Genomic DNA, 20,732 nt, shown 5'->3' with positions numbered 1-20,732 from the left:
GCGAGCGGCTACGCGTGGTCATCCGCGCTGGCTATCGGCAGCACCGCCTCGACCCGCGTTCCTCCACCGGGCACCCGCTCGATCGTCAGTTCCCCGGAATACGCGGCGACACGCTCTCGCATCCCGACGAGTCCCAGACCCGAATTCGCAGCGACAGCCGCCGGCATCCCAACCCCGTTGTCCTCGATGACGACGCGCAACCCGGCCCCTTGCTGTGTCCGCGCAAGCGTCACCGAGCATTGCGTCGCCTCGGCATGCTTGACCACGTTAGTGAGCGCCTCCTGGATCAGCCGGTAGACGCCGATGGCCTGGTCGTACGACAGCGGGCCGATGTCGCGGTCGACCTTGAGACGGAAGCCGCAGCGCGGATGGATCTCGTCGTACTGCCGGACCATCTCCTCGACTGCGCCCGCCAGGCCGAGCGCATCCAGCACCTCGGGTCGTAGCTGCTTCACCATCGCCCGCGCCCTGCCGTACAGGTCATCGGTGAGGCGGGCGATCCGCTCCGCGGCATCCGCGGCCGTGTGCATGCCCTGCCCCCGCGTGTCGTCCGCCAACGACGAGGCGATGAGGCGAATCGACACCAACGCGGCGTTCAGTTCGTCATGGATCTCCACTGCGATGCGGCGACGCTCCTCCTCGACCAGCCGGTTGCCGCGGGCGATCAGGCGGCGCTTCTCGGCGTCAGCGGCCGTGAGCCGCTCGACGGCCTGCTGCAGTTCCCGGGTGCGTTCTCTCACCTGCTCTTCCAGATACTGGCGGCTGAGCTTCACGGCGCGGGCCATCGTCGCGATCGAGTCCTGCAGCTCACCCAGTTCACCGGACACACGCGGTGCCAGGGTAACGGCGTAGTCGCCATCGCGGATCGAGCGCAGCGCACCCATGGCGTTCTCCAGCGGCCTCCGCAGGCGGCGTGCCATCAGCAGCCCGGCCGCAGCCCCCAGGGCCGCCGCCACCAGCACGAGGGCGACGCCCAGCAGCAGGCGACGTCGAGAGCCGGCCAGCAGCGGTTGTGGCGACAGGTCCACCTGAACCCATCCCAGCCAATGGGCCGTACCCCGCGCGCCCGGTGCCGTGTCGTACAGGTCCACGTCGAGCGGCTTCAGCGAGATGGGCGCCTCGAACCGCCACTCGGCCGCCTGGCCCGCGCGCGAACGAACTTCGACGACCGGACGGCGGTCCGCGTCGAGCACTCGGGCCGCCGCGACCACCGGATCCGCTTCGGCGACACCGTGCAGCGTGGCCTCGACCGCTGAGGTGTTCCCCGAGACGACGCCGTACTGCACCGCCTCGGCCAGCGTCACCGACAGGAAGCGGCCGCGCTCTTCCAGGGCCTCGCTGACCTCGGTGCTCGTGACGACGTAGAGCACCACCGAGACCACCAGCGCCATCGCGCACGCTGGCACCAGCGCCAGGGTCAGAAGTCGTGCACCGAGGCTCCAGGACGACGGCAGGAGCAGGATCTTCATGGCCGATCTCCCAGGCGGCGCACGTCGTCGTCGACGACGATGTCCAGCGAGCGCGCGACGCTGTCGTTGACGGCGACCCGCCAGAAGCGCGGGTACTGCGGCACCGGCGGCTGCCGGCCCGTGGCCGCGTCGACGATGGCAACGAGCTGGGCCACCAGCCCGTCGGCATCGGCATAGGCAGACGCCAGCGTTCCGGCCCGGACCAACGAGGGCGAGAAGCCGATGACCGGCAGCCGGCGCCGATAGCTGGCCTCCAGCAGCTCGCGCAGGCTGGCGGGCGTGAACAGCGTCGCGTCCGGGAACAGCAGCAGCGCCTGGGCATCCTCGACGCGAGACAGCAGGCGCGACATCGTCACGCCCGGCGACGCCTCGGCGACCAGCAGCCGAAGCCGCGCCTCGGTCGCCGCGCGCTGAAGCTCGGGCACCAGACCTGCCGAAGCAGGTGACACCAGCGTCGCCACCGTGACCTCGCGCCGGAAGATCGCGGCGATCAGGCGCATCTGCTGCGCGGGCGATGCCTCGGCGTAGACGGCCGTGCTGCGCAGGCCGCGCGCAGCCAGCTCGGGCTGCAGGCGCTCGTAGCCCTGACGCGACACCAGCAGCGAGACCAGCAGCGCGTCGAACCTTTCGGCCGCGGCACGCACCAGTGCCTGAGGCCCCAGCGCAACCAGAACGCCCGGCGCCCTGATCCGGGACACACCCGGCGCGTAATCGCTGGCCCCGGAGAAGCGCCCCTTGATCCGCTGCAGCAGCTCCCGCGCTTCTGCGTTCTCCCCGGCCATGAGACGAATCTCCGGGCCGGAAGCCCCCAGCGCCCGCGTCAGACAGGCGCCACCCAAAGCGGCCAGCCGCGCAGCGAAGGCGCGCCGATCGAGCATCGACGCGCGCTCAGCGCATGCGGGCCGACATCTGGAGGTAGCCCTGCAGACGGCTGTCGTATCTCCCGAACAAGCCGTTCGGATCGCCGTTCGAGTAGGTCGTCACCGGCCGGTCCAGTCGTCGCAGGCCCGCCGCGAACGACCACCGCCAGCCGTCTGTCGCCCATTCGCGCCCCAAGGTCAGGTCTTCACGCCCGTAGGCCGACTCGGCAAGGCCGTTGCCCGAGGCCCCGACATAGGCGGCGGAAGCAAACCAGCCAGCGGCGAATTCCCGGCGCACTCCCACGGAGCCGCTGTGTCGCGAGTACTGCGAGCGCTCCAAGGGGTGGCTGGCGCCGCGGCTGTCCAGGTAAGCGTAGTTCACGAACGCGGTGCTGCGCTCGGACAGTTGCCAGGAGAGCTGCACTTCGGCCCCCTGCAGCGTGACGCGGTTGTCGTTCGTCGGCGGCAGACCCGCCAGGTTGGTCCGCTCGGAGATGAGGTCGTAGAGCCGCTCGCGGAAGACCCGGGCGTCGAGCATCAGGCCGACCTCGGGCACGTTCAGCAGATAGCCGACCTCGCGCGAACGAACCTGCTCGCTGGTCAGCGAGCCGGGCCCCACCCGGCTCTGGTAGAAGCGCGCCGTCGTCGCACCGCCCAGCGGTGGATCGAGGTCCGTCAGCGTGTAGCTCCAGTTGGTGCGCTGCTCCTGGATGTCGGGGCTGCGTGTGCCGTGCGACACCGCGAAACGCACGGTCTGGCGTGGCGACAACCTGAAGTTCGCCGCGACACGCGGGGAGAAGGTCGACGGCGATAGGTCGCTGTCCTCGTAGTAGCCGCCGATGTTGAGCGTGAGCCAGTTCCGCGGCCGCAGGTCCACGTTGGCAAACAGCCAGTGCAGGCGGCTGGTCACCGAGCCGCCGAGGAAGGTCTGGCTGTCGCCACCCTGCCACCGCATGCCGGCTCCCGCAACGACCCGCAGAGCGTCGGAGGCGACGAAGGTGTCCTGGATCTCCAGGTCGGTGCGGCTCTGCACCGCATCCTGGTTCAGCGTGCCGCAGACAGGTTGAACCGCCGCAGGTCCCAGCGCGGCAATCGCCTGCAGCGCCGCCAGCGCGAGCAGATCGTCCTGTGGGCTGCCACCCACCGGCTGCTGACCCGCGAGGATGGCGTTGGCGTAGGCCGGATTGGCGCGCCACATGGCGTACATCTCGGGCAGCAACGCCACGGCGGGTGGGCAGCTGCGCCAGGATTGCCGGTTGCGCTGTCGGGCGTGAGTCAGTTGGACCTGCAGCTCGTGCCGCGGCGACAACTGCCAGCGGCCGAGCGCGCCGAGATAGAGGTCACGCACCTGCCGGTCGGGATAGCTCTGCTGGAAGTCGTCGGCGAATTCGACTTCGGACTCGCCGGAGACCACCGCCCCTTGAAGGTCCAGCGACGCCGCGTCGGAGATCCGCGTCGACGATCGCAGGTTCAAGCGGTCGAGCGTCAGCCCGTCGTGCCCGGCTGGGTCGCGTGCGAGTTCGTCGTAGCCGTTGTCGCGGCTGCGTGCCGCCGTGAGGCTCAGCGAGGTGCGCCCAAGATCGAGCCCCGTGCGCGCCACCGCCTCGCTCTCCTGCGTGCCCAGCCTGAGGGCGCCGTAGGCCTTGCCGACATCGGCCGGATGGCGGGTGATGATGTTGACGACGGCCAGCATCGAGTTCGGGCCGTAGCTCGCCGAACTGGGCGCCCGGGTGACCTCGATCCGGTCGATGTCGTCGATGACGACCGGAAGCTGCGACCAGATCACCTCGGAGAACGCCGGCCGGTAGACCGAGATGCCGTCGATCAGGACGTTCATGCGCCGGGGCGACAGCACGTTCGTGCCGTGGTAACCGATGCGGTAGGCAGGGTCGGTCCCGCGCGTCACCGCCATGCCCGGAACGAACCGCAGCGCCTCGGCGATCGACGTGATGCCCCAGCGCCGGAACATCTCCTGCGTGATCACTGTCACGCTGGCGGGCACATCGGCCAATGACTGCCTCAGCCGCGTCGGCGTGATGACCACCGGCATGCCGTCGACCGCGGGATCCGGCTCGACCGGCTGCGACCAGGCGTGGCCCGCAACCACCGAGGCGACGACGATCCAGAAGTGGCGGTTCCTCATGGTGCTCACCTCGCTGCATAGGGGTAGGTGAAGCCGAAGAAGTGCACGGCGTTGAGCGTGAAGTGCGCGACGATGGCGGCCTCGATGCCGCCATGGCGATACGCGAGCCCGTAGCCCACCCCGGCGAGGCCCGCAGCCAGCACCAGCGCCGGCCCGCCGCCGGCGTGCGCCAAGCCAAAGAGGAGGCTGGCTATCGCGATCGGCAGCCAACGTGCCGACGGACGCGGGCCGAGTGCCAGCGCCAGACGCTCTTGCAGGAGCCCGCGGAACAACGCCTCCTCCATGACACAGGTGAGGAAGACGTTCGCGAACATCCACGCCGGGGCGACGGCAGGCAACTTGGTGGCGAACCCGATGAAGCCGGAGGCCCAGACGCCGCCCACGACCGGAACGGCGGTAGCCAACCCCACGCCCAGTCCCAGCAGGAGCGAACGAGCGAGGTAACCGGCCGGACGATGGCGGCACCAGAGTGCGAGCAACAGCAGCCCGGCGACGCCCTTGTCGAAGTTGAGCCGCAGCGTCATCGGCGCCGAATCCGGCGAGAGCCGGATCTGGTCCGCCACCACCCAGGCGTGCACTCCGGGGACGGCGTGCACGGTGAACGCCAGCGCCAAGGTCAGCGCGCCCAAAGCCGCCGCGTAGCGAGCCCCGCGCTGCCGCAAGTGCACCGCCCCGGCGCAAAGGGCCCACAAGGCAGCGATGGCGAGAAGCCCCGCCGCCTCGATCAAGCCCGAGAGCGTCGCCGCAAGGACCGCCGCCCCCGCGAGCACAACCCACGGGGCCGGCACGCGGTGCCGATCCGGCGACCACGGCAGCCAGATCGCCAGGATCGCGGTGGCCAGCAGTAGGAATGCCACCGCCATGGCGTCAGCCCCGAGACGTGCCGGCTTCGTGCCGGCGCCGGTTCAGGGCTCGATCAGCCCGTACCGCATCGCCAGCCGGGTGATCTCGGCCGGACGGTGCACCCCGAGCTTCTCCTTGACCGCCTGGGCGATCGTGCTGATCGTCTTGGTCGACAGCCCCATGCGCTCGGCGATCTCGTTGTTGGTCGCGCCGGTGGCCAGTTGCACGAAGATGTCCAGCTCGCGCGCCTCCAGCCTCGCCCGGGGTGACTCCTCCCCGCGCAAGCCCAGCAGGGCCAGCCGCTCGGCGATGGCCGGCAGGAAGTAGGTCTTGCCGTTCGCCGCCGCGTGGATCGCGGACGCCAGCTCTGCCGGCAGCGTGTTCTTGGTGATGAACGCGGCGGCCCCGAGCCGGTAGGCCTCGCGGATCACCTCGTCCTGATCGAACTGGCTGTAGAAGACGATGCGCGCTGCCGGCGCGCGCTCCCGCAGGCTGCGGGCCACGTCCAGACCCGTCGGCCCGGGGCCGAAACGAACGTCCAGCACCAGAACGTCGGGTTTCGCTTCCAGATACGCGGAAACAACCTGCTGCGCGCACTCCACCTGCCCCACGACTTCTACGTCGTGGCGCACCAAGGCTGCCCGCAGGCCTTCGATGATGACCGGATGATCGTCCGCGAGCAGCACTCGCACAGGGGCCATGTGCCCTCCAGGATCGGCGTTGATCTTGTTCTACCAGCACTCCCGCCGAGCAGGCGCGGTCCTGGGTGCGGATCATGTACCGGCGACCACCCGATGTGAATGAGGTCACGACGATCCCTCTGTTGATTTCCGATACAGAGAAGCTTTAGCTTCCTATTGACGGAAGCTATGCACCTCCTATCATGGAACCCAGCATGACGTTCCGCAAGCTCGGAACGTTTCCAACCGTGTGTGCCGACCGAGGAGCCGCCCATGCTGGATGCCCACACCTTCACCCGGACCGCGGCTGCACGCCGCACCCGGCGAGCACCGGGCCGAGGGACCAAAACCAGCCAGCGGCCAACCCGTGTCGCCGCACGAGGACTCCGGCCGCCCGGCGTGCATCCGGTCGGCGAACAGACGACGTTGCGGCTCGCCAGCAGCGACGGAGCGATCCAGCTGCTCGCCCGTCGGTGGCCATCTCAGCTCTACGTGGAACGCAGCCAGCAGTTGCCCGGCGGCTCCACAGTGACTTTGTCCGTCTTGTTCGACAGCGCTAGCGCTTTCGAGTCCTGGTGCGGCGCCGATCCCGCGCGGTTCGGAGAACCGCTGATGCTGGCTCAACTGTGCAGGTTCGGCCATGAGGTATTCGGCGAGCGCGGCTGATCCAGCCGCTGACGTGGTGGCGCCCGTCCCGACGGTCTGGGACACCGTGGCGAGGCTGCACGAATCGACTGACGAAGCCGATGTCGTGCAGTTGCTGTCCCAGGTCGCCAGTCAGCTCAGCGCGGACGCAGCCTGCTTCATCGGTTCGGTGCGGGTGTCGGCGTCGCGGCGCGCGCAGCGGCTGATCGCCGCCTGCGATCCGGCCTGGGCATCCGATTACCTGTTCCGCCAGCGCTTCGAACACGATCCATGGCTGCTGCACGCCCGCAGGGGAACGGACCCGGTACTCGGCAGCGCCATCCCTGCCGATAGCGTCGATCAACAAGACACCGTCGCCGCCGCTCACGCCGCTGGGCTGCGCTCGACCTGGGTCATCCCGGCCATCTCATCGGTCGGCGAGGACCGGATCGGCGTGCTTTACCTGGCCTCCGGTGTCGTAGGCCGTCTCGAACAGGATCCGCTACTGGCGTTCAGGATGAAGGTCGTGGGCAGATCGCTCGCGATGGAGCTTCACGAGTGGCTGCACGTCCAGATGCGTCGCGACCTGCTCGCCGAAAGCCGCCTCACGGAGGCCGAGATCGATCTGCTGCGACACGAGGAGCAGGGGCACGGCAGCAAGGCCATCGCGATTGCGCTGAACACGGAGGCGAAGACAGTCGACTGCAGGTTCCAGCGCATCATCGCAAAGCTGCGGGTCGCTAGCCGACGAGAGGCTTGGCGGATTGCGAAGGTGCATGGGCTGATCTAGTCAAGTCGGTCCTGCAAAATTCGATTGAACACCCACCTCAAGTGTACGGCGCGGCCGTGATCGATGCCGGGAGCCAGCAGCCAATCCACCGAACTTAAGCCCGCTCACCCTTTGTAGGCGTAACGCGCATGGGGTTTGACGCGGTTCGGCGGACGTGGACGGGATCGCCCCGGACACAAGCGCTGGGTGTTGGCCGCGAGCTGGCGCAGGCCCTGGCAAACGAGGCCGAGGACGTCGCCGACGAGCAGCAGGACGGCCGGCAGCAGACGCGGCACGAGGAGGCTGGCGTAGCTGCGCGGGCAGCGGCGCTGCGGGTTGCGCGGGGGATGCGCGGCCAGCGCGGCGGCGACGTCGACGATGAGCGCCTGCCGGCTCCGGCCGGAGACGGCCTCCAGGTGCCGGCGGCGATGCTTCAGGCCCGGCAGCGCGGCGTATTAGCCGTCGAGCATGGCCCGCTGCGAGCCTGCGCGCATCGACAGCAGCAAGACGACCGGCGCCGGCAGAGGCAGCTGCCAGGAGCGCGTGAAAGCGCGAGGGAAGTCCGGATGGCGCGCCCGCTCGGGGAACTGCGGCGAGGCGATGAGCTCGGCGAAGTCCAGCAGTAGCCTTCGGCGACGCCGGCTACCAGGGCGTGCACAAGAGGCCCGAGGCGCGAGGGCCGACCTGGCACGTGGCCTTGCGCTGGCCAAGAACACGGCGCAGATCCAGACGCTGTTCGCGCTGGCGAATCTGTGGATGGCGCGAAGGCATCTCATGGCGGTGCGGGGACGGGTGCGTCCGGTGGGCACCAAACGCCCCCAGCTGGGCTTCATTTGCTTCGTTTCCTCACCCCACAACGCCGGCTCGTGTCCGCAATGCGCTCCTGCCCATCGCCGTCGCTAACGATGTCGCGCCAATCCAGCTGCGCGGCCTGTTGTGCAGACCTTCCTTAGGCGCGTGCATGTCAAGGTGCGCCTCGGCCACCAGCTTCTTGAGCTTCGCGTTCTCCTGCTCCAGCTCACGCAGCCGCTTGGCGTACGACGGCTCTGTGCCCCCGAACTTCGAGCGCCACTTGTAAAACGTCGCGTCGCTGACCCCGTCTCGACGGCAGATCTCCGCCATCGCCATCCGGCCTCGGCCTGCTTGAGAAACCCGATGCTCTGTTCATCGCTGAACCTGCTCTTCCTCATGTCCGTCATTCTCCTGATGAGCGGACTTCACTTCCTTCTCCTTGGTACGGCTGAAGAGCGCAGGTCAGATTGAGCCTCAGTCCCTCATGAAGACGCCCGCACAAGGCGGGCGTCGAGTCAACTGCCGTCCGGCAAGTACTGGCACGCAATCTGTTTGCAGACGAAGAGCGCGATCAGCCTTGCAGACTTGATTTCCTCGAAGTGCTCCAAGAATGTCGGCAGCTCGATCGAGAGGAAGTAGTCGACGTCCCACCGCTGTTCGCTTGCTTGATTCAATGGCAGATTGTGGATCAAATTCAAGATCCGTCCCGCGCTAACGAAATTGGCGCCCTTGATCTGATCGACCGCCTCCGCCGCACAACACTCGACGATTTTCCTGGTGCTCGAGACCGTTATCGAATCGAGATCGGCCAAGACCTTCTCCAGGCACGGCAGAACGTGCTCGTTTGTACGGTCGCCCAGCAGGATGTTCCTGCAGGAGATCAAGCCCTCGGCAATCGCCTGTCTTGTGGTCATCAGAAGCTCCCCGGCGTAAAGGTCAAGTCAGCTGGCGTCTTGTAAGCACCGAAGGGCAGTTCAACCCTGTTGATCGGAACCTCCGCAACACCTGCACGCGGCGCCGCGAGCGCTCGATGATGACCATCAAGGATGTACAGCTTGCCCTGGTGCTCGGTAACTGTCAACGGTTCCCGGATCCCTTCGGAACGGACGCTCTTGATGAGTCCGCTCAACTCCTTATTGCTCATCACCCTACCGTGAGTGGCGATCAGTGTGCCAACCCTGACAGTCTCCCTTGCGCCTTTTGCGGCAAGGCCTCCAACTCCCCCCAAAGCATCCACTAGACCGACACCCGCACCGGCCAACGTATAAACCGCCGCCCCGATAAAATCGCGGCTGTGTATTGCTTCATCCACCCGACGACCGAAGCCGCCGGTAACATACCTATCGACGAACGAAATTACCGATTGCAAATCACTGCCGTAGCAAACCCCGAATTTTCGTTCACAGCGCCTTACACGTTCCGAACACGCATGGTCACGCGGGCTACAAGTCATGCGCCCATCCGGATCTATAAAGCGGTACGGATTATTGGCGGCATAGCTATAGCGATTACCTCGACTTGCCTCATCCGTGACCGGGTCGGTACTCAGGAACCTTCCCACACGCGGATCATAATATCGTTGCCGCATGTAGACTAATGCGGTAGCCGCGTCCTCCATATGCCCGGTGTAGGACGGGCCATCTTGAACGGCACCATTAACCAAAAGTCCAAACGGCTCGTACTCATGTTTGCTTACGAAAGCCATTGTTGAATTGGTAACCGCGATGGGCGTGCCGAGTGCATCGGTATGCTGGTACTTCACCGTCTCGCCGCCGGACCCAATGGTCCGCTCTCTAAGCGCAACCAGACTGGCGCCCAAATAAACATGGTCAACCTGCTTGTTGTTACGCACGTCGTAGGTATAGAGCAACTGCCCCTTGCTGGTGTAGACGAAGGTGGCGCAATCCGAAGTTTCACAACTTATCACGCGATGGCCATGGCCATCGTAGGCGTACCACTCCTTCCCCACCGCTTCTCGAAGCCGATTACCGAAATCGAATATATAACTCTGCCCAGCCTGGGAACTCAGGTTGCCCTGAACGTCATAACCTAGCGCCCGCACCACGGCCCCACTGCAACTGCCGGTACGGATACTCGTGAGACGCCTCGCAGAGTCATAGCACAGAGATTGAGTACGAGCTTGACTGCCGCCGCCGACCGCGATCTGCGTTAAATCGTCGAGAATGTTGTAACTGTAGCTCGCATTACCGAACATCGTCGATGCCACCGATCGCAACCGCCCAAGACCGTCATACGTCATAGCACGGTTCTGGCGTGCATAAAGGCCATCGACGATCGAAGCGACATTACCCCCGGCATCGTACGTGTAGCTTAGATCCAGCCGCATGTCAGCTACGGCGCATGTCCCCGCAACCCGACAGTCCGTGCTGCGACTGGGCAACTCACGTGCATTCTGCAGCAAGGTATGAACTACGCCATTACCATAGCTAAAAGTCTTGATTGCGCCGTTGGGATAATAGGTTACGCCAGTCGCAAAGCTACCGGCCTGTGTGGGCTGCCCCAGCGCGTTCGGCGCGAGGGTGACATTCAAACCCGATGGGTAGGTTTGACTGACTAGATCGCCGCGGGCGTTGTAATCCCAACTGGAAGTGTACGTGCCCCCCTGAATCGTAACTCTCTCACTCTTCGAAAGCCCTCGGCGAAAGTACTCATATGTGGTGACGGTATCGCCCGAAACCTTTGGATTAACAACGCTAACGCTGGCCGGCCTCCCATCGAGCGTGTAGCTCCAACTTTGATTTCCCATCCCATCCGGGAAAGTGAAGGTCTTCAGCCGGTTACGCGAATCGTACGTACGGTCTACGCGGCGAGCCGCCACCGCAGCAGCCGTTCCAGCGCTGTCACATGCTTGGCCAGCACTTAGACCGGCCGCCGTCCACTTCAGATTACCGGCACCGTCATAACCAAACAGCGTTGCCCCACTCTCGGGCTCAACACTACGGCATAACTCGTTATTTGAGTTGTACGTGTAAGTGCGAGTAGCGCTCAAAGAAGCCGCGGAGTCCCGCCGGGTTATCGCAAGAGCTTTCCCGTATGCATCGCGCGTGAAATCCGTATACGCCCCTTCCGGATGAACTATCGCGATGATCGATTCAGTTTTGGGCTCAGAATACGCAAGATAATGCGTTGTTGTCGCATAGCCACGAGGATCCGTTACTCGCGTGCGAAATCCAGACAAGTATTCAGTTTGAGTAGCCAAAACCCCAAGCTCGCTATCAGCCTCCTGCCTACTTATTCTACCTAACGAATCGTATGACGTTCGTTTGCCCGCAGCCAACGAATCCGTCACCCCGTGATACGACTCAAATGTGGTCCGACCTTCATGATCATAGCTAAATCGCTGAAATCTCTTGGTCGAGTTCAGAGCAGCAGCGTCATACTCATAAACAAGCACCGGGCGCCATTGCCCATCAAAATAGCTTATCTTATACCCATTACCATTCTGCTCAGTCAATCGCCAATGATTCGCTGCAACTCCATACTCAGCGCTTGCAACCTGAACAAAATCTCGCTTAATCTGAGTCCAAGAGGATGTATCGCAGGTCCGCAGTTGAGTTTCTGACGGAAAGGTTACATACCTCACCCGCCCCATCAAGTCATAGCTATAACACGTCTTGAATCCATTCTCATCCGTAACGGACCGAATCCACCCTAGATCACTAACTTCCGCCGAGTCCACCGTGGCATCAGGGTAAGTCACAGTACGTGGCACACCTCGATACCACGCGCTGAGGCGCGTAACTTGCTCGTTCCCATCCTTGACAGTCGCGACTGTGCCGTCGGCGTTATATGTCAGCGTTTGCGCAAGCTTGCCGAAGGAACGAAACGTAAGCTGAGTGGCGGTTGCCGGATCGTACGTTGCGGAAGCGACCTCAGTATTGGAGCAACCGGGTTCGGTTGAACTCACGCAAACCACGCGCTTGACCTGGCCGATTACCCAGATTTGGCTGTTATCCTCGTAAACATAGGACTCAGTCTTGGAATATCCCCATGCGCTAGTTGCTCCCCAGACGAGACACGACGCGATGACAAGAGTCGAAACAGGGGACATTGCGGGACACGAACCCCGCTCTGCAGAATGGCGCTCTACGAGGCCCTTCATCGCTGACCCCATTTGAACGGGCATTTCAAGGCTCGATGTCATCACCCCCCCCACCCGTAGAACTCTTAATTTGCACCTTCACCTCAGCGGAGTACATACCGCATTCGCCGCCAGCCGCACAGCCTTTTACCCTAAACCAAAGCGCGGCCGCAGTTCCGTAGCTAACATATTTACTTAGTCCGGATCCTGTATAAATAGCCACATATGCTCCCGACCCGACTTTTCTTTCAAGAACGTATTGCGTCGCGCCCGATACTGCCGTCCAGGACACATTAAATGAAACACCGACCCCATGCGGGCTCGAAGCCGCAATAGTCGGAGTAGCAATTGCCGCTGGGGCGATCACAATAGATCTCTCTGCGGAATACGAACCGCAAGTACCATACGAGTTGCATCCGCGGACCCTATATCCCAGAGTACCGCTGCCGGTATAGGTCAGACCTATGTTTGTGCCACTTCCGCTATAAACCAATGTATAAGCACCACCGGACAACCTGCGCTGAACCTCATAAAGGACTACGCTATGCACAGTAGTCCAGTTTAAAGTATGAGACTTACCTGCGACACCATTAGCGGGAACCGAAAGCACGGGAACATCCAGATAGGGCGCCTCGGAGTCAGAAGCGTCTGAACTGGAGGATGTAACGGCGGTTGGCCTGGCAAAGTAGTCGAAACCATCGACATTCCGCGAAAACGTAGTGCCCTGCTGAACAGTTTCGACTCGAATCTTGGGCCTGTGATACTCACCCTGAAAGCCCTCACCTCTAAGGCGCAAACTTTGACCATATCGCGCAGGATATACCTTATCCATTTGCGTAAAATCATAAGTGTGGGTTTCAGTCTTCAAAAGCACTTCAGGTCCACCACCAGTCTCTACGCGTAGCAACTTGCCCTCGTTATAGCGGTATGTGTTCCCATGAATATAACGCACCCACTCACTATTTGGCCCAACGACAGTGGTCACGCTGAACTTAGCGCAGGAATCGTTTTTGCATGGCGGTTGCTGACAATCATAGTTTGCCCAATCGCACACTTGGTATTTATTTCCCGGGTAGGCATACGTGCTCATATTTGGTATATATGTATACTGCCACTGCGCTGAATCCATGCCTGGACCCGACACCTCCTTCTTCAGCAGAGTTAAGCTATACCCGCCAATTGCCCACAGATTCATATCGTCGTTCGGGTCATTTGATAGCTGCGTATTCCCCGACGACGTAACCAAAACGGTGACATTATTGCAGCTAATTGGCACGTAACTGCGACCATGCTCGAGAATTCCCACAGTAAACGTCGCTACCGCCCCTGCCGGATGTGTTATCGAGCCGACGAAGCGATCGTCAAAATTGTGTGGAATGGCATTTGAAGTGCAGTCACGTAGAATTTCGCCACCGGTCGGGTATACATCGTATTTAATTTCTGCATTGGTGAATGCAGATAGCCCGATGCCCCACTTGCTTCCGTCGGGAAGAGTCACACTTCGAAGCGTTTTTCGCCCCGACGAAGTGTCACCATATTCATACAGCCAATCTCTAGTGCCGTCCGATACAGTAGAGATGGTGGAACCCGAATAACTAATCGTCAAAACACGGCCATCGCTCGCCTCAATCTTTGTGAGCCGAGCCGGATCATCGCTGGCATTGCCGTATACGTAACTTACCCAGTTGCCGAATCTATCCTCCGCGCGTGTCACATAGAGATAGTTCTTTTTAACCGCGAGTGAGTGGGTTGTGCGCGCACCGCCACCATCCACCAACATCATCGATATACCCGGTTCATTAGTTTGCGCCATCCAATCAAACCAATATTTGGTACCATCTGGCGTACGAACCAGAAACCCTTCGCCGGAACCGTTTTTGATCACACTCAAGCAGGAAACATGCACCTGCTCGTTTGTCACCCAGTAGTAGGTCGCACCGTCTGTAGGCTTTTTGGTGCTTGCACTAGTGCGCAGAAGCTCTCCGCTCGCCACGCCCGGAATGTTGAGCTGAATACCTTGCCAGAAATCGGCAACTGAGAACGGCGAATCAACTTTCGGAATTTGCCCCAGCGTACATCTCTGCTGCGATGCAGCCGATCCGACAACCCAATCAGGTGCAAATACTGCGCTGATGCTCGGAATATCCACGACCCAGTCCGCTAGCATCCCCAAGTTGCTGAAATTCTTTCGACTGAAAACAGAGTATTTCCGCGAAAACTCGACTTTCAGATTACTATTTCCAGGCAAACTCACGTCAGTCGCAGAGAAGGACAAATCTCCATTGGAAAGGCTGACTGCTTCGCCTGCGAAATTCGGCCCCAAAGGCGTAACCTTCTCGCTTGCTTGTACCCGCTTACTGAACTCCTCCCACACATACTTATCTGGCGACGTTTGTGCATTGCAGGCGGCGGCCAGAAAGAGGCCACCGATTATCGCTGCTTTACAAGAATACCTCACCTGCCCCCCATTCATGGTATCTATCCTTCTTCCGCTATCGTTATGATAAGCCCAGAGAACCTAAAGCACCCCTCTGGATTCATCGGACAATATCAGCGTCGTCGCCAGAGCCACCAAGCGCACGATCTCGACCCAAACTCTTTAGCTCGTAGTCTTTCCCATTCGGACCAGGACTGACATACTGATACTTTGAACCCCATGGATCTCCGGGAATTTCATCTCGCATATATGGGCCATTCCACCTACCCACTTCGCTGGGACGCCGCACTAACGCCTCCAGCCCCTGAACCGTGGACGGAAACTCCCCTGCATCAATACGATAGGCCTGCAACGCCTTATCAAACGCGTTCATCTGCGCGATTGCTGCCGTCACCTCTGACCTATTGACTTGCCCTAGAAGTCGCGGCGCGACGATGCCCGTGAGCAGACCAATGATCAAAATCACCACCAGCAACTCTACGAGGGTGAAGCCTTCTTGCTCTGCAAGGCGGCGTGGAGGTGTCATCTTCATTGATTATCCAGAGCGGGAATAAACAACCACTGCCGATACTCCGATGCGACAGGCAACACGATTTTCTTTACGGTCAGTGGAGTGGTACGAACGGGATGCTCATCCGAAGAGATGAAGACCCCAACGATGCGCCCATCGGCGTTCCTCACGACCTGCCAAGGCCTCGTCGGCATCGTCGGATCCGGATAGAGCTTTCTCAAGTGCCTGACCGTTGTGCCCCCTCGCACATCCGAGACAAGGGCATCCAGTTTGTCGGGTAGCGAGCGCTGACCACCGGGCGACATTCTATAGTAATGAGATATCGCCTCAGCATATTCGATGCCAACTCTTATAATCTCAGCCTCCCTGCCTCGCAAATAATCATGATGCCATTTTTCTGCCACAGCACCCATACCTATCGAGAAAGCAGCAAGTAGCGCCAGCATCGCTACATAGGTGAAACCGCCGTTAAGGCGCCGACGTCTAAAAGGCCTCATAGGCAGTGCCATCTGAGAACCGGCCCACAGCCCCGCTGCGAACATCTGCGACACCACCGTCTTCGCCTAACTGTCCGGATGGGCTTATCGTTTTCCATGTATCCGGACGTTCCGTCATCGGATCGATCGGTATTTCTCGCAGGTAGCCGGCCCGAACCAGCTCGTCCAATCCACGGGGATAACGAGACCGATCACTATAAAATTGATCAATGCGCTCCCTCAACACCTTAATGTTGTGACGCAGTACGGTCTCTCGGGCGCGGTCTACGTAGATAAAATAGCTGGGCATCGCCAAAGCTGCCAACAGCGCGACAACTGCCATGACGACAAGCATTTCAATTAAAGTGAACCCTCGTCGCACACTGCGCCTACCACTTGTTGATTGCCACGCCGTTTAAACCAATGACCTTGGACTGACTAAAAACGTCGAAGACGTTATTTCCCGGCCGAGGGTCATCCGATGTACTTTCATAACTGCGCACGCCCCAAGATTTTTCTGCCGCATCGCCTGTAGGAGCGAAAGGATCCACCGGAATGCGACGCAAAAAGTAGACCTTTTCACCAATCCGCTTGAGATTTGGCCTACCTTCAACTAATTCCCTGAGCGTACCAGGATACCCCGAAGCCCCCCCCTCAATAATGCCATCCTCGACTGCTCGTCGATGCGCATCAAGAGCATCTCGAATCTCCCACAATGCCCGCTTGAGTTCCCTTTCTCTTTCTCGCTGCACAGCGATCTGCCACATTGGAGTAGAAATCCACCCCAAAATAGCAAGAATCATCATGACCGTGAGAAGCTCCACTAAGGTGAAGCCGCCCGCCGAACGGCGTGACGTTATCACGGAGTTATCTCGATAGAGTGCGCATACGGCTTCTGAATATCGACAGAACCCGAGACGCCAAGTTCTACCCATTCAATTGCGGTCTTTCCCGCAGAACGCGCCAAGAATCGAATTTCGAGATGACGACCGCCAGCATCCGCATCCGAAACCAACCTTGTAAGTTCTTGTGATTGCGCTTGTGCGGACTTGACGTTATAAATATTGATGTGCGCCTTACCCCGTCCTTGCACTATTTCTTTGGTGACGTTGACTCGACCTCCAATACTGCGAAGAGCTTCCAACTCTCTCGCGTTAACCAACTCGAGTTTGGACGCATCGTAGGACAAGGTTCCGGACCAGTCCTGCTGTGGCGTTCGATCTGCATCCACGATCAGGGCCACGGACTCCCCGACAATGGCACTTCGCGGTCCGTTCCATGACAGAGCTACTGTGCTGTCAGGCGTTTCTTTCTGTTTATGCGGGGCAACGCTTTCCGATGTTGTTGCCGACGGGGAACTGGCGACCTTCAACGGTTCGGACAAATCATTTCTCAATCGGGGCTCTCCAGGTGCGTCAGCAGGTGGAGTCATTTGGCCAGGGACAACAGGCGTCCTCAATCGGGTATTTGAGTCAGTTCCGATCCAAATCTCGCTGTCCCCGATATCGGGCACAGTGATGTTCCGAACCACTCTTGGGGTTATTGCCAAAACCAGTTCAGTTCGCGTATTGTTGTCGCTTTGACTCGAGAACAGTCGACCGGCAATAGGAAGATCTCCAAGACCGGGTATACGGCTCGCGTTGGAACGCTCTTCTCTATTTATAAGACCAGCAAGAATCTGCGTTTCACCGTCACGCAGTCGTAGCGCCGTGCCTGCCGTACGAGTACTTATTTCGTACGCCAATCCTCCGCCTGCCGTTTGCACCTCCCGGGTTACGCTGCTCACCTCTAGGGCCACTTGCATGGCCACTTCGTTGTTCGCGTACACAGTTGGCTGCACCTCCAGTTTCAGGCCTACATCGAGATAACTGACGCTATCTGACACAAACCCGCCCGTACTGGTGGTAGTCGTCACAATGGGCACCTTGTCTCCAACGAGAATTTTGGCTTTCTCCTTACTTCGTGCTCTTATTTTGGGGGTGGCAAGGGTTGTGTAGTCACCGACCTCCCGCTTGAGATTTAGCAGAATACTTCCAAGTGTTAGCCCAACATCCGAACGCCCAAGAGAGCCGATATTGCCTAGAGTCAAGCTACCGGTGCTGCCGTCGGGTCCCAGCGGCGTTAGGGTGATCGATTCCGGGATCTTGACTCCAAGATTGAGCAAACGTGTTGCCTTCACCTCAATCACCTCAAGCTCCAGAACGACCTCAGGCTCGGCAGAGTCGTATAGGGTCAGGAGCCGCTCAGCCAGCAAAATATTTTCGGGCGTCTCACGCAAAGCCAAAAAATTCGTTCTCTCATCGATATATGGCTCACGAAGCTTTAGCATTCCGCGCAAGAACCCTGCCGCATCCTTCGCTTGCGAGTTACTCAAGTGGAATATTCGGACCACTTGTTCTTGATATTCACGCCGCTTCTCCGGCGTGTTAGGATATACGAGTATTGTGCGCTCATCGAGAACCTTCTTTGCTAGCCCATGAGTGCTGGCAATAATTTCGACTGCTTCCTCAACGCGGACGGACTTCATAAAAATGGACACCCGAATTTCGCGCCCTACGTCCGGGTCCAAAACAAAGTTGACGCCACTATTACGAGTGATTGTCTCAAGAAGCAGTCGTAGGTTTACATCTCTAAAGTCTAGAGTAACCGGTCGCGATTCCGTGAGACCAGTCGCCGCACCATAGAGTCGCCCTTCTCGTAGCTTCGCATCGAGCCTTTGACGCGCTGATAAGAGATCACGATTGCTAGGGTTCTCACGCAATGCTCCTTGAACTATTGCAAGAGCAGTACTCGGGTCGCGATCGAACAGCTCCAATGCCTTCTCCAAGGCTACACGCTGTCTGCGCTCTGCATCCACTTCAGCCAGTGCAGCCCCAACACGATCTCCGCTCCTATCGAACGGAAGTGCTCTTCGAAGGAGTTTCTCAGCGCTGTCTAATCTGCCTGCGGCCCGCTCAAGGCCAGCGCGAGTCAGCAATTGCATGACAGCTTGATCGCGAAGTTGGAGACTACCCGCGCGCAGGACGGCCGATTCTGGATCGCTCTGCTCACTTTTCTCAATCAGATCGAGCGCCTTCTCATACTCTCCAGACGCCAAATAGTCGCCAGCTCTATTGCGAATTCTTTCTGCGCTGCATCCCACCAGGATCATTAGCAGACAAACCTCAAGAAGCAGCAAGCGATATCGAAGAGAACATATATTAATGTGTCGAAACTGATTCACTGCTCTTTATTCCCCGAAGGAGCCTCGACCAACCAAACTTCACCGGATCCTGAATCCTCCAACTCAATCCCGCGGGTCGTTATATCTTTAATGACAAATGTTTCGTCGAGTCTTCGACCAATGGCAACAGGATAGATGACATCCGAAATACGCAGCCAGAGCATTTCCTGCCCATCCGGCGTCACCATTCGCCCCCCGTACACATACCTGGGCGCGTGCTTCGTCGACGCACTATCCTGCATTACCTTGGGCTCCAGCCGGTACGGCTCCGGAGAACGCACCTCGTCATTTGGTGGCAGGGATATCTGGAATATATCTCTGGTAGCATTACTGACTTGAATAGCCGTCGGGAAATTGACTGGAGCAGCAAGAATAGGGGCATTCGGTTTCGCCGGATGCGCACCCTGCTTAACTTCGGATTGCTCAGGAATCATTCCCGCAGAGTCCGGCGCGGCGAGGCCTATATCAACCCAGTCGCGCAGGACGACGTACGCGCTTATACCCAGCGTCAACGCTAGTATTATTGATAGCATTGGCCTCATAGATCAGCCGGTCTGCGCGACAACACACCCAACTGGACCACCATTTCCATCCCCCCATCAGAACCCTTAGACCAAGTTATAAGGTCGGCGGTTGCGGTTGGTTGCAACACTAGAAGTTTCGACAAAACGGCCTTGGTGTTTAAATAATCCCCAGCGAATCGCGCTTCGAACTTCCATCGCATAGTCATTTCATCTGGAGATCGTTCAGGCTTGATGGATGCCTGTATCACGCGGACCGCGGCTTCAGCTGCTGCCCTGTTGGCTGCAGCCAGTATTTCATCGGACAAAACCACAGGCAGTATCGTCGAGTAATCGGTCGTTGCCTCAATTGCAGCAACTTCCGTCGGGCTGGCGCTCTCCACGACAAGGATTTGACTCACGACTTCTGCCTTCGCCTTTTCCCCATGATCAAGAAATATGAACAGAGAACACAAAGCGAGCAAGAGCGCTGTGCTCCATCCCCACATACGCCACGCCACTTTTCCGTCGTATCGCAGGCGCCAGTTATTGGGACTGATCGAGCACAGATCAAGCTTCATAAATCATCCACCCAACTGCTTCGTTCTCTTTTGATTGCAAACGCCTATCAGGCGCGCTGAATATCGACCGCTGGGCTGCAGCGCGAGATCCAAGACTTTCCAGCGCCAACAAGCCGCGCCTTGCTGTTTCGAAACCTCTGCAACCTTATAGGACCAATCCAAAAGTACCGCCAAATCACTGGTCTCCGCGGCAACTTTCACCGAGGCTTCTGGAACTGCCACGATCACGGACACCAGATTCATTTCGGGAACTGCCACAGACTCGATTGCCGATAACGCTTCCGGCCATGGCAACTTGTTATCGAGCCAATATGTATGCCACCAATGCAGTTCGAATGGCTGCTTTTGACTTGCAGCGTCGACCTTGGCGGCATGCTCTATGTGTGCTCGCTGCGCCGCGAGTTGCCGTTTCAAGTCATGGTGGTACCGAGTCGTCATCAAGTATCGATAAGCCGTAAATGCCGTAGCGGCCATTAATAGAACGACGCAGCACCAAGCTACTTTGCTCGGAGGAGAGGTCTCAAGCAGGTTGATTGTTGGCACTCTCATGTCGGCGCCGGCCAGTCGTCGGTCCAGAATACGTGCCGCACCAGAGACACTTGATATTGCAGTTGCAAGCGTCGTCTAAGCGCATCTAGAGTTTCAGCGTCAGGTGTCGGACACCATGCACCGACACCGTTAATGGAATTTTGATCGCCAACCAACCACGCGATTCCGTCGGA

At 59.8% G+C, this 20,732-nt stretch carries 19 protein-coding genes and 2 pseudogenes; 4 read left to right on the top strand and 17 right to left on the bottom strand.

Going from position 1 to position 20,732, the window contains the following annotated elements; all coding sequences use genetic code 11:
• Positions 1-8: 8 nt before the first annotated feature.
• From EV684_RS08085 to EV684_RS08065, 5 genes are read right to left on the bottom strand one after another with little or no spacing between them, the layout of a single operon-like run.
• Positions 9-1,469, bottom strand: a complete 1,461-nt coding sequence (locus EV684_RS08085) for a sensor histidine kinase (RefSeq protein ID WP_132645986.1) — start codon at positions 1,467-1,469, stop codon at positions 9-11.
• Positions 1,466-2,347 (bottom strand): type 1 periplasmic-binding domain-containing protein, encoded by an 882-nt coding sequence (locus EV684_RS08080; RefSeq protein ID WP_132645984.1) that lies wholly within the window; start codon positions 2,345-2,347, stop codon positions 1,466-1,468. The genes EV684_RS08085 and EV684_RS08080 overlap by 4 nt, the downstream gene beginning before the upstream one ends.
• A 10-nt stretch (positions 2,348-2,357) precedes the next feature.
• Positions 2,358-4,472: a TonB-dependent receptor plug domain-containing protein gene (locus EV684_RS08075; protein ID WP_132645982.1), complete on the bottom strand. Its 2,115-nt coding sequence runs from the start codon at positions 4,470-4,472 to the stop codon at positions 2,358-2,360.
• A gap of 5 nt (positions 4,473-4,477) precedes the next feature.
• Positions 4,478-5,335 (bottom strand): CPBP family intramembrane glutamic endopeptidase, encoded by an 858-nt coding sequence (locus EV684_RS08070; protein WP_132645980.1) that lies wholly within the window; start codon positions 5,333-5,335, stop codon positions 4,478-4,480.
• 42 nt (positions 5,336-5,377) lie between these two features.
• Positions 5,378-6,016 (bottom strand): response regulator, encoded by a 639-nt coding sequence (locus EV684_RS08065; RefSeq protein ID WP_132645978.1) that lies wholly within the window; start codon positions 6,014-6,016, stop codon positions 5,378-5,380.
• Positions 6,017-6,268: 252 nt separating this feature from the next.
• Here EV684_RS08065 and EV684_RS08060 point away from each other — a divergent pair, with 252 nt between their 5' ends.
• The 4 genes and pseudogenes from EV684_RS08060 to EV684_RS24730 all read left to right on the top strand — a co-directional run.
• Positions 6,269-6,661, top strand: a complete 393-nt coding sequence (locus EV684_RS08060; protein WP_132645976.1) for a hypothetical protein — start codon at positions 6,269-6,271, stop codon at positions 6,659-6,661.
• Between the two features lie 16 nt (positions 6,662-6,677).
• Entirely contained in the window at positions 6,678-7,409 is a 732-nt protein-coding gene (locus EV684_RS08055) for a helix-turn-helix transcriptional regulator (protein WP_165908428.1), read from the top strand.
• Positions 7,410-7,537: 128 nt separating this feature from the next.
• Positions 7,538-8,014, top strand: coding sequence for a hypothetical protein (locus EV684_RS08050; protein ID WP_132645972.1), 477 nt, complete (start codon positions 7,538-7,540; stop codon positions 8,012-8,014).
• 76 nt (positions 8,015-8,090) lie between these two features.
• Positions 8,091-8,291 (top strand): annotated as a pseudogene (locus EV684_RS24730) (hypothetical protein); the annotation flags it as partial.
• A gap of 45 nt (positions 8,292-8,336) precedes the next feature.
• On the opposite strand, the pseudogene EV684_RS24320 reads toward EV684_RS24730, so the two are convergent.
• From EV684_RS24320 to EV684_RS07985, 12 genes and pseudogenes are all read right to left on the bottom strand, one after another.
• Positions 8,337-8,578 (bottom strand): annotated as a pseudogene (locus EV684_RS24320) (transposase); the annotation flags it as partial.
• A 117-nt stretch (positions 8,579-8,695) separates the two neighbouring features.
• The gene (locus EV684_RS08035; RefSeq protein ID WP_132645966.1) at positions 8,696-9,094 is read right to left on the bottom strand and encodes a hypothetical protein; all 399 of its coding nucleotides are present in this window, start codon (positions 9,092-9,094) and stop codon (positions 8,696-8,698) included.
• Positions 9,094-11,655 (bottom strand): RHS repeat-associated core domain-containing protein, encoded by a 2,562-nt coding sequence (locus EV684_RS08030; protein WP_165908426.1) that lies wholly within the window; start codon positions 11,653-11,655, stop codon positions 9,094-9,096. The genes EV684_RS08035 and EV684_RS08030 overlap by 1 nt, the downstream gene beginning before the upstream one ends.
• A gap of 673 nt (positions 11,656-12,328) precedes the next feature.
• Complete coding sequence (locus EV684_RS08025) at positions 12,329-14,755, bottom strand: hypothetical protein (RefSeq protein ID WP_132645962.1); 2,427 nt, start codon at positions 14,753-14,755, stop codon at positions 12,329-12,331.
• A 64-nt stretch (positions 14,756-14,819) separates the two neighbouring features.
• Positions 14,820-15,251, bottom strand: a complete 432-nt coding sequence (gspG, locus tag EV684_RS08020) for a type II secretion system major pseudopilin GspG (RefSeq protein ID WP_132645960.1) — start codon at positions 15,249-15,251, stop codon at positions 14,820-14,822.
• Positions 15,248-15,781 carry a type II secretion system protein gene (locus tag EV684_RS08015; RefSeq protein ID WP_132645958.1) on the bottom strand — a complete coding sequence of 178 codons (534 nt, stop codon included), beginning with the start codon at positions 15,779-15,781 and terminating at the stop codon, positions 15,248-15,250. The genes gspG and EV684_RS08015 overlap by 4 nt, the downstream gene beginning before the upstream one ends.
• Positions 15,714-16,088, bottom strand: coding sequence for a type II secretion system protein GspG (locus EV684_RS08010; protein ID WP_259375552.1), 375 nt, complete (start codon positions 16,086-16,088; stop codon positions 15,714-15,716). The genes EV684_RS08015 and EV684_RS08010 overlap by 68 nt, the downstream gene beginning before the upstream one ends.
• Before the next feature lie 7 nt (positions 16,089-16,095).
• Positions 16,096-16,569 (bottom strand): type II secretion system protein, encoded by a 474-nt coding sequence (locus EV684_RS08005; RefSeq protein WP_243651106.1) that lies wholly within the window; start codon positions 16,567-16,569, stop codon positions 16,096-16,098.
• Complete coding sequence (locus tag EV684_RS08000) at positions 16,566-18,884, bottom strand: general secretion pathway protein GspD (RefSeq protein ID WP_132645953.1); 2,319 nt, start codon at positions 18,882-18,884, stop codon at positions 16,566-16,568. The genes EV684_RS08005 and EV684_RS08000 overlap by 4 nt, the downstream gene beginning before the upstream one ends.
• A 41-nt stretch (positions 18,885-18,925) precedes the next feature.
• Entirely contained in the window at positions 18,926-19,441 is a 516-nt protein-coding gene (locus tag EV684_RS07995; protein WP_132645951.1) for a hypothetical protein, read from the bottom strand.
• 26 nt (positions 19,442-19,467) lie between these two features.
• Positions 19,468-20,010 (bottom strand): hypothetical protein, encoded by a 543-nt coding sequence (locus EV684_RS07990; RefSeq protein WP_132645949.1) that lies wholly within the window; start codon positions 20,008-20,010, stop codon positions 19,468-19,470.
• A gap of 3 nt (positions 20,011-20,013) precedes the next feature.
• A complete protein-coding gene (locus EV684_RS07985) occupies positions 20,014-20,424 on the bottom strand; it encodes a hypothetical protein (RefSeq protein ID WP_132645947.1) in 411 nt (136 codons plus the stop codon).
• Between the last annotated feature and the right edge of the window lie 308 nt (positions 20,425-20,732).

The organism is Rubrivivax gelatinosus, assembly GCF_004340905.1.
Lineage (GTDB): Bacteria > Pseudomonadota > Gammaproteobacteria > Burkholderiales > Burkholderiaceae_C > Rubrivivax > Rubrivivax gelatinosus.
The sequence above is the reverse complement of the archived record's forward strand: the minus strand, read 5'-3'. Positions and strand labels throughout refer to the sequence as shown.

What these genes read in the sequence shown, in the direction of transcription:
- EV684_RS08085 (WP_132645986.1), bottom strand. Translation starts at nt 1,469, where the DNA reads ATGAAGATCCTGCTCCTGCCGTCGTCCTGGAGCCTCGGTGCACGACTT.
- EV684_RS08080 (WP_132645984.1), bottom strand. Translation starts at nt 2,347, where the DNA reads ATGCTCGATCGGCGCGCCTTCGCTGCGCGGCTGGCCGCTTTGGGTGGC.
- EV684_RS08075 (WP_132645982.1), bottom strand. Translation starts at nt 4,472, where the DNA reads ATGAGGAACCGCCACTTCTGGATCGTCGTCGCCTCGGTGGTTGCGGGC.
- EV684_RS08070 (WP_132645980.1), bottom strand. Translation starts at nt 5,335, where the DNA reads ATGGCGGTGGCATTCCTACTGCTGGCCACCGCGATCCTGGCGATCTGG.
- EV684_RS08065 (WP_132645978.1), bottom strand. Translation starts at nt 6,016, where the DNA reads ATGGCCCCTGTGCGAGTGCTGCTCGCGGACGATCATCCGGTCATCATC.
- EV684_RS08060 (WP_132645976.1), top strand. Translation starts at nt 6,269, where the DNA reads ATGCTGGATGCCCACACCTTCACCCGGACCGCGGCTGCACGCCGCACC.
- EV684_RS08050 (WP_132645972.1), top strand. Translation starts at nt 7,538, where the DNA reads ATGGGGTTTGACGCGGTTCGGCGGACGTGGACGGGATCGCCCCGGACA.
- EV684_RS08035 (WP_132645966.1), bottom strand. Translation starts at nt 9,094, where the DNA reads ATGACCACAAGACAGGCGATTGCCGAGGGCTTGATCTCCTGCAGGAAC.
- EV684_RS08025 (WP_132645962.1), bottom strand. Translation starts at nt 14,755, where the DNA reads ATGAATGGGGGGCAGGTGAGGTATTCTTGTAAAGCAGCGATAATCGGT.
- gspG (WP_132645960.1), bottom strand. Translation starts at nt 15,251, where the DNA reads ATGAAGATGACACCTCCACGCCGCCTTGCAGAGCAAGAAGGCTTCACC.
- EV684_RS07990 (WP_132645949.1), bottom strand. Translation starts at nt 20,010, where the DNA reads ATGAAGCTTGATCTGTGCTCGATCAGTCCCAATAACTGGCGCCTGCGA.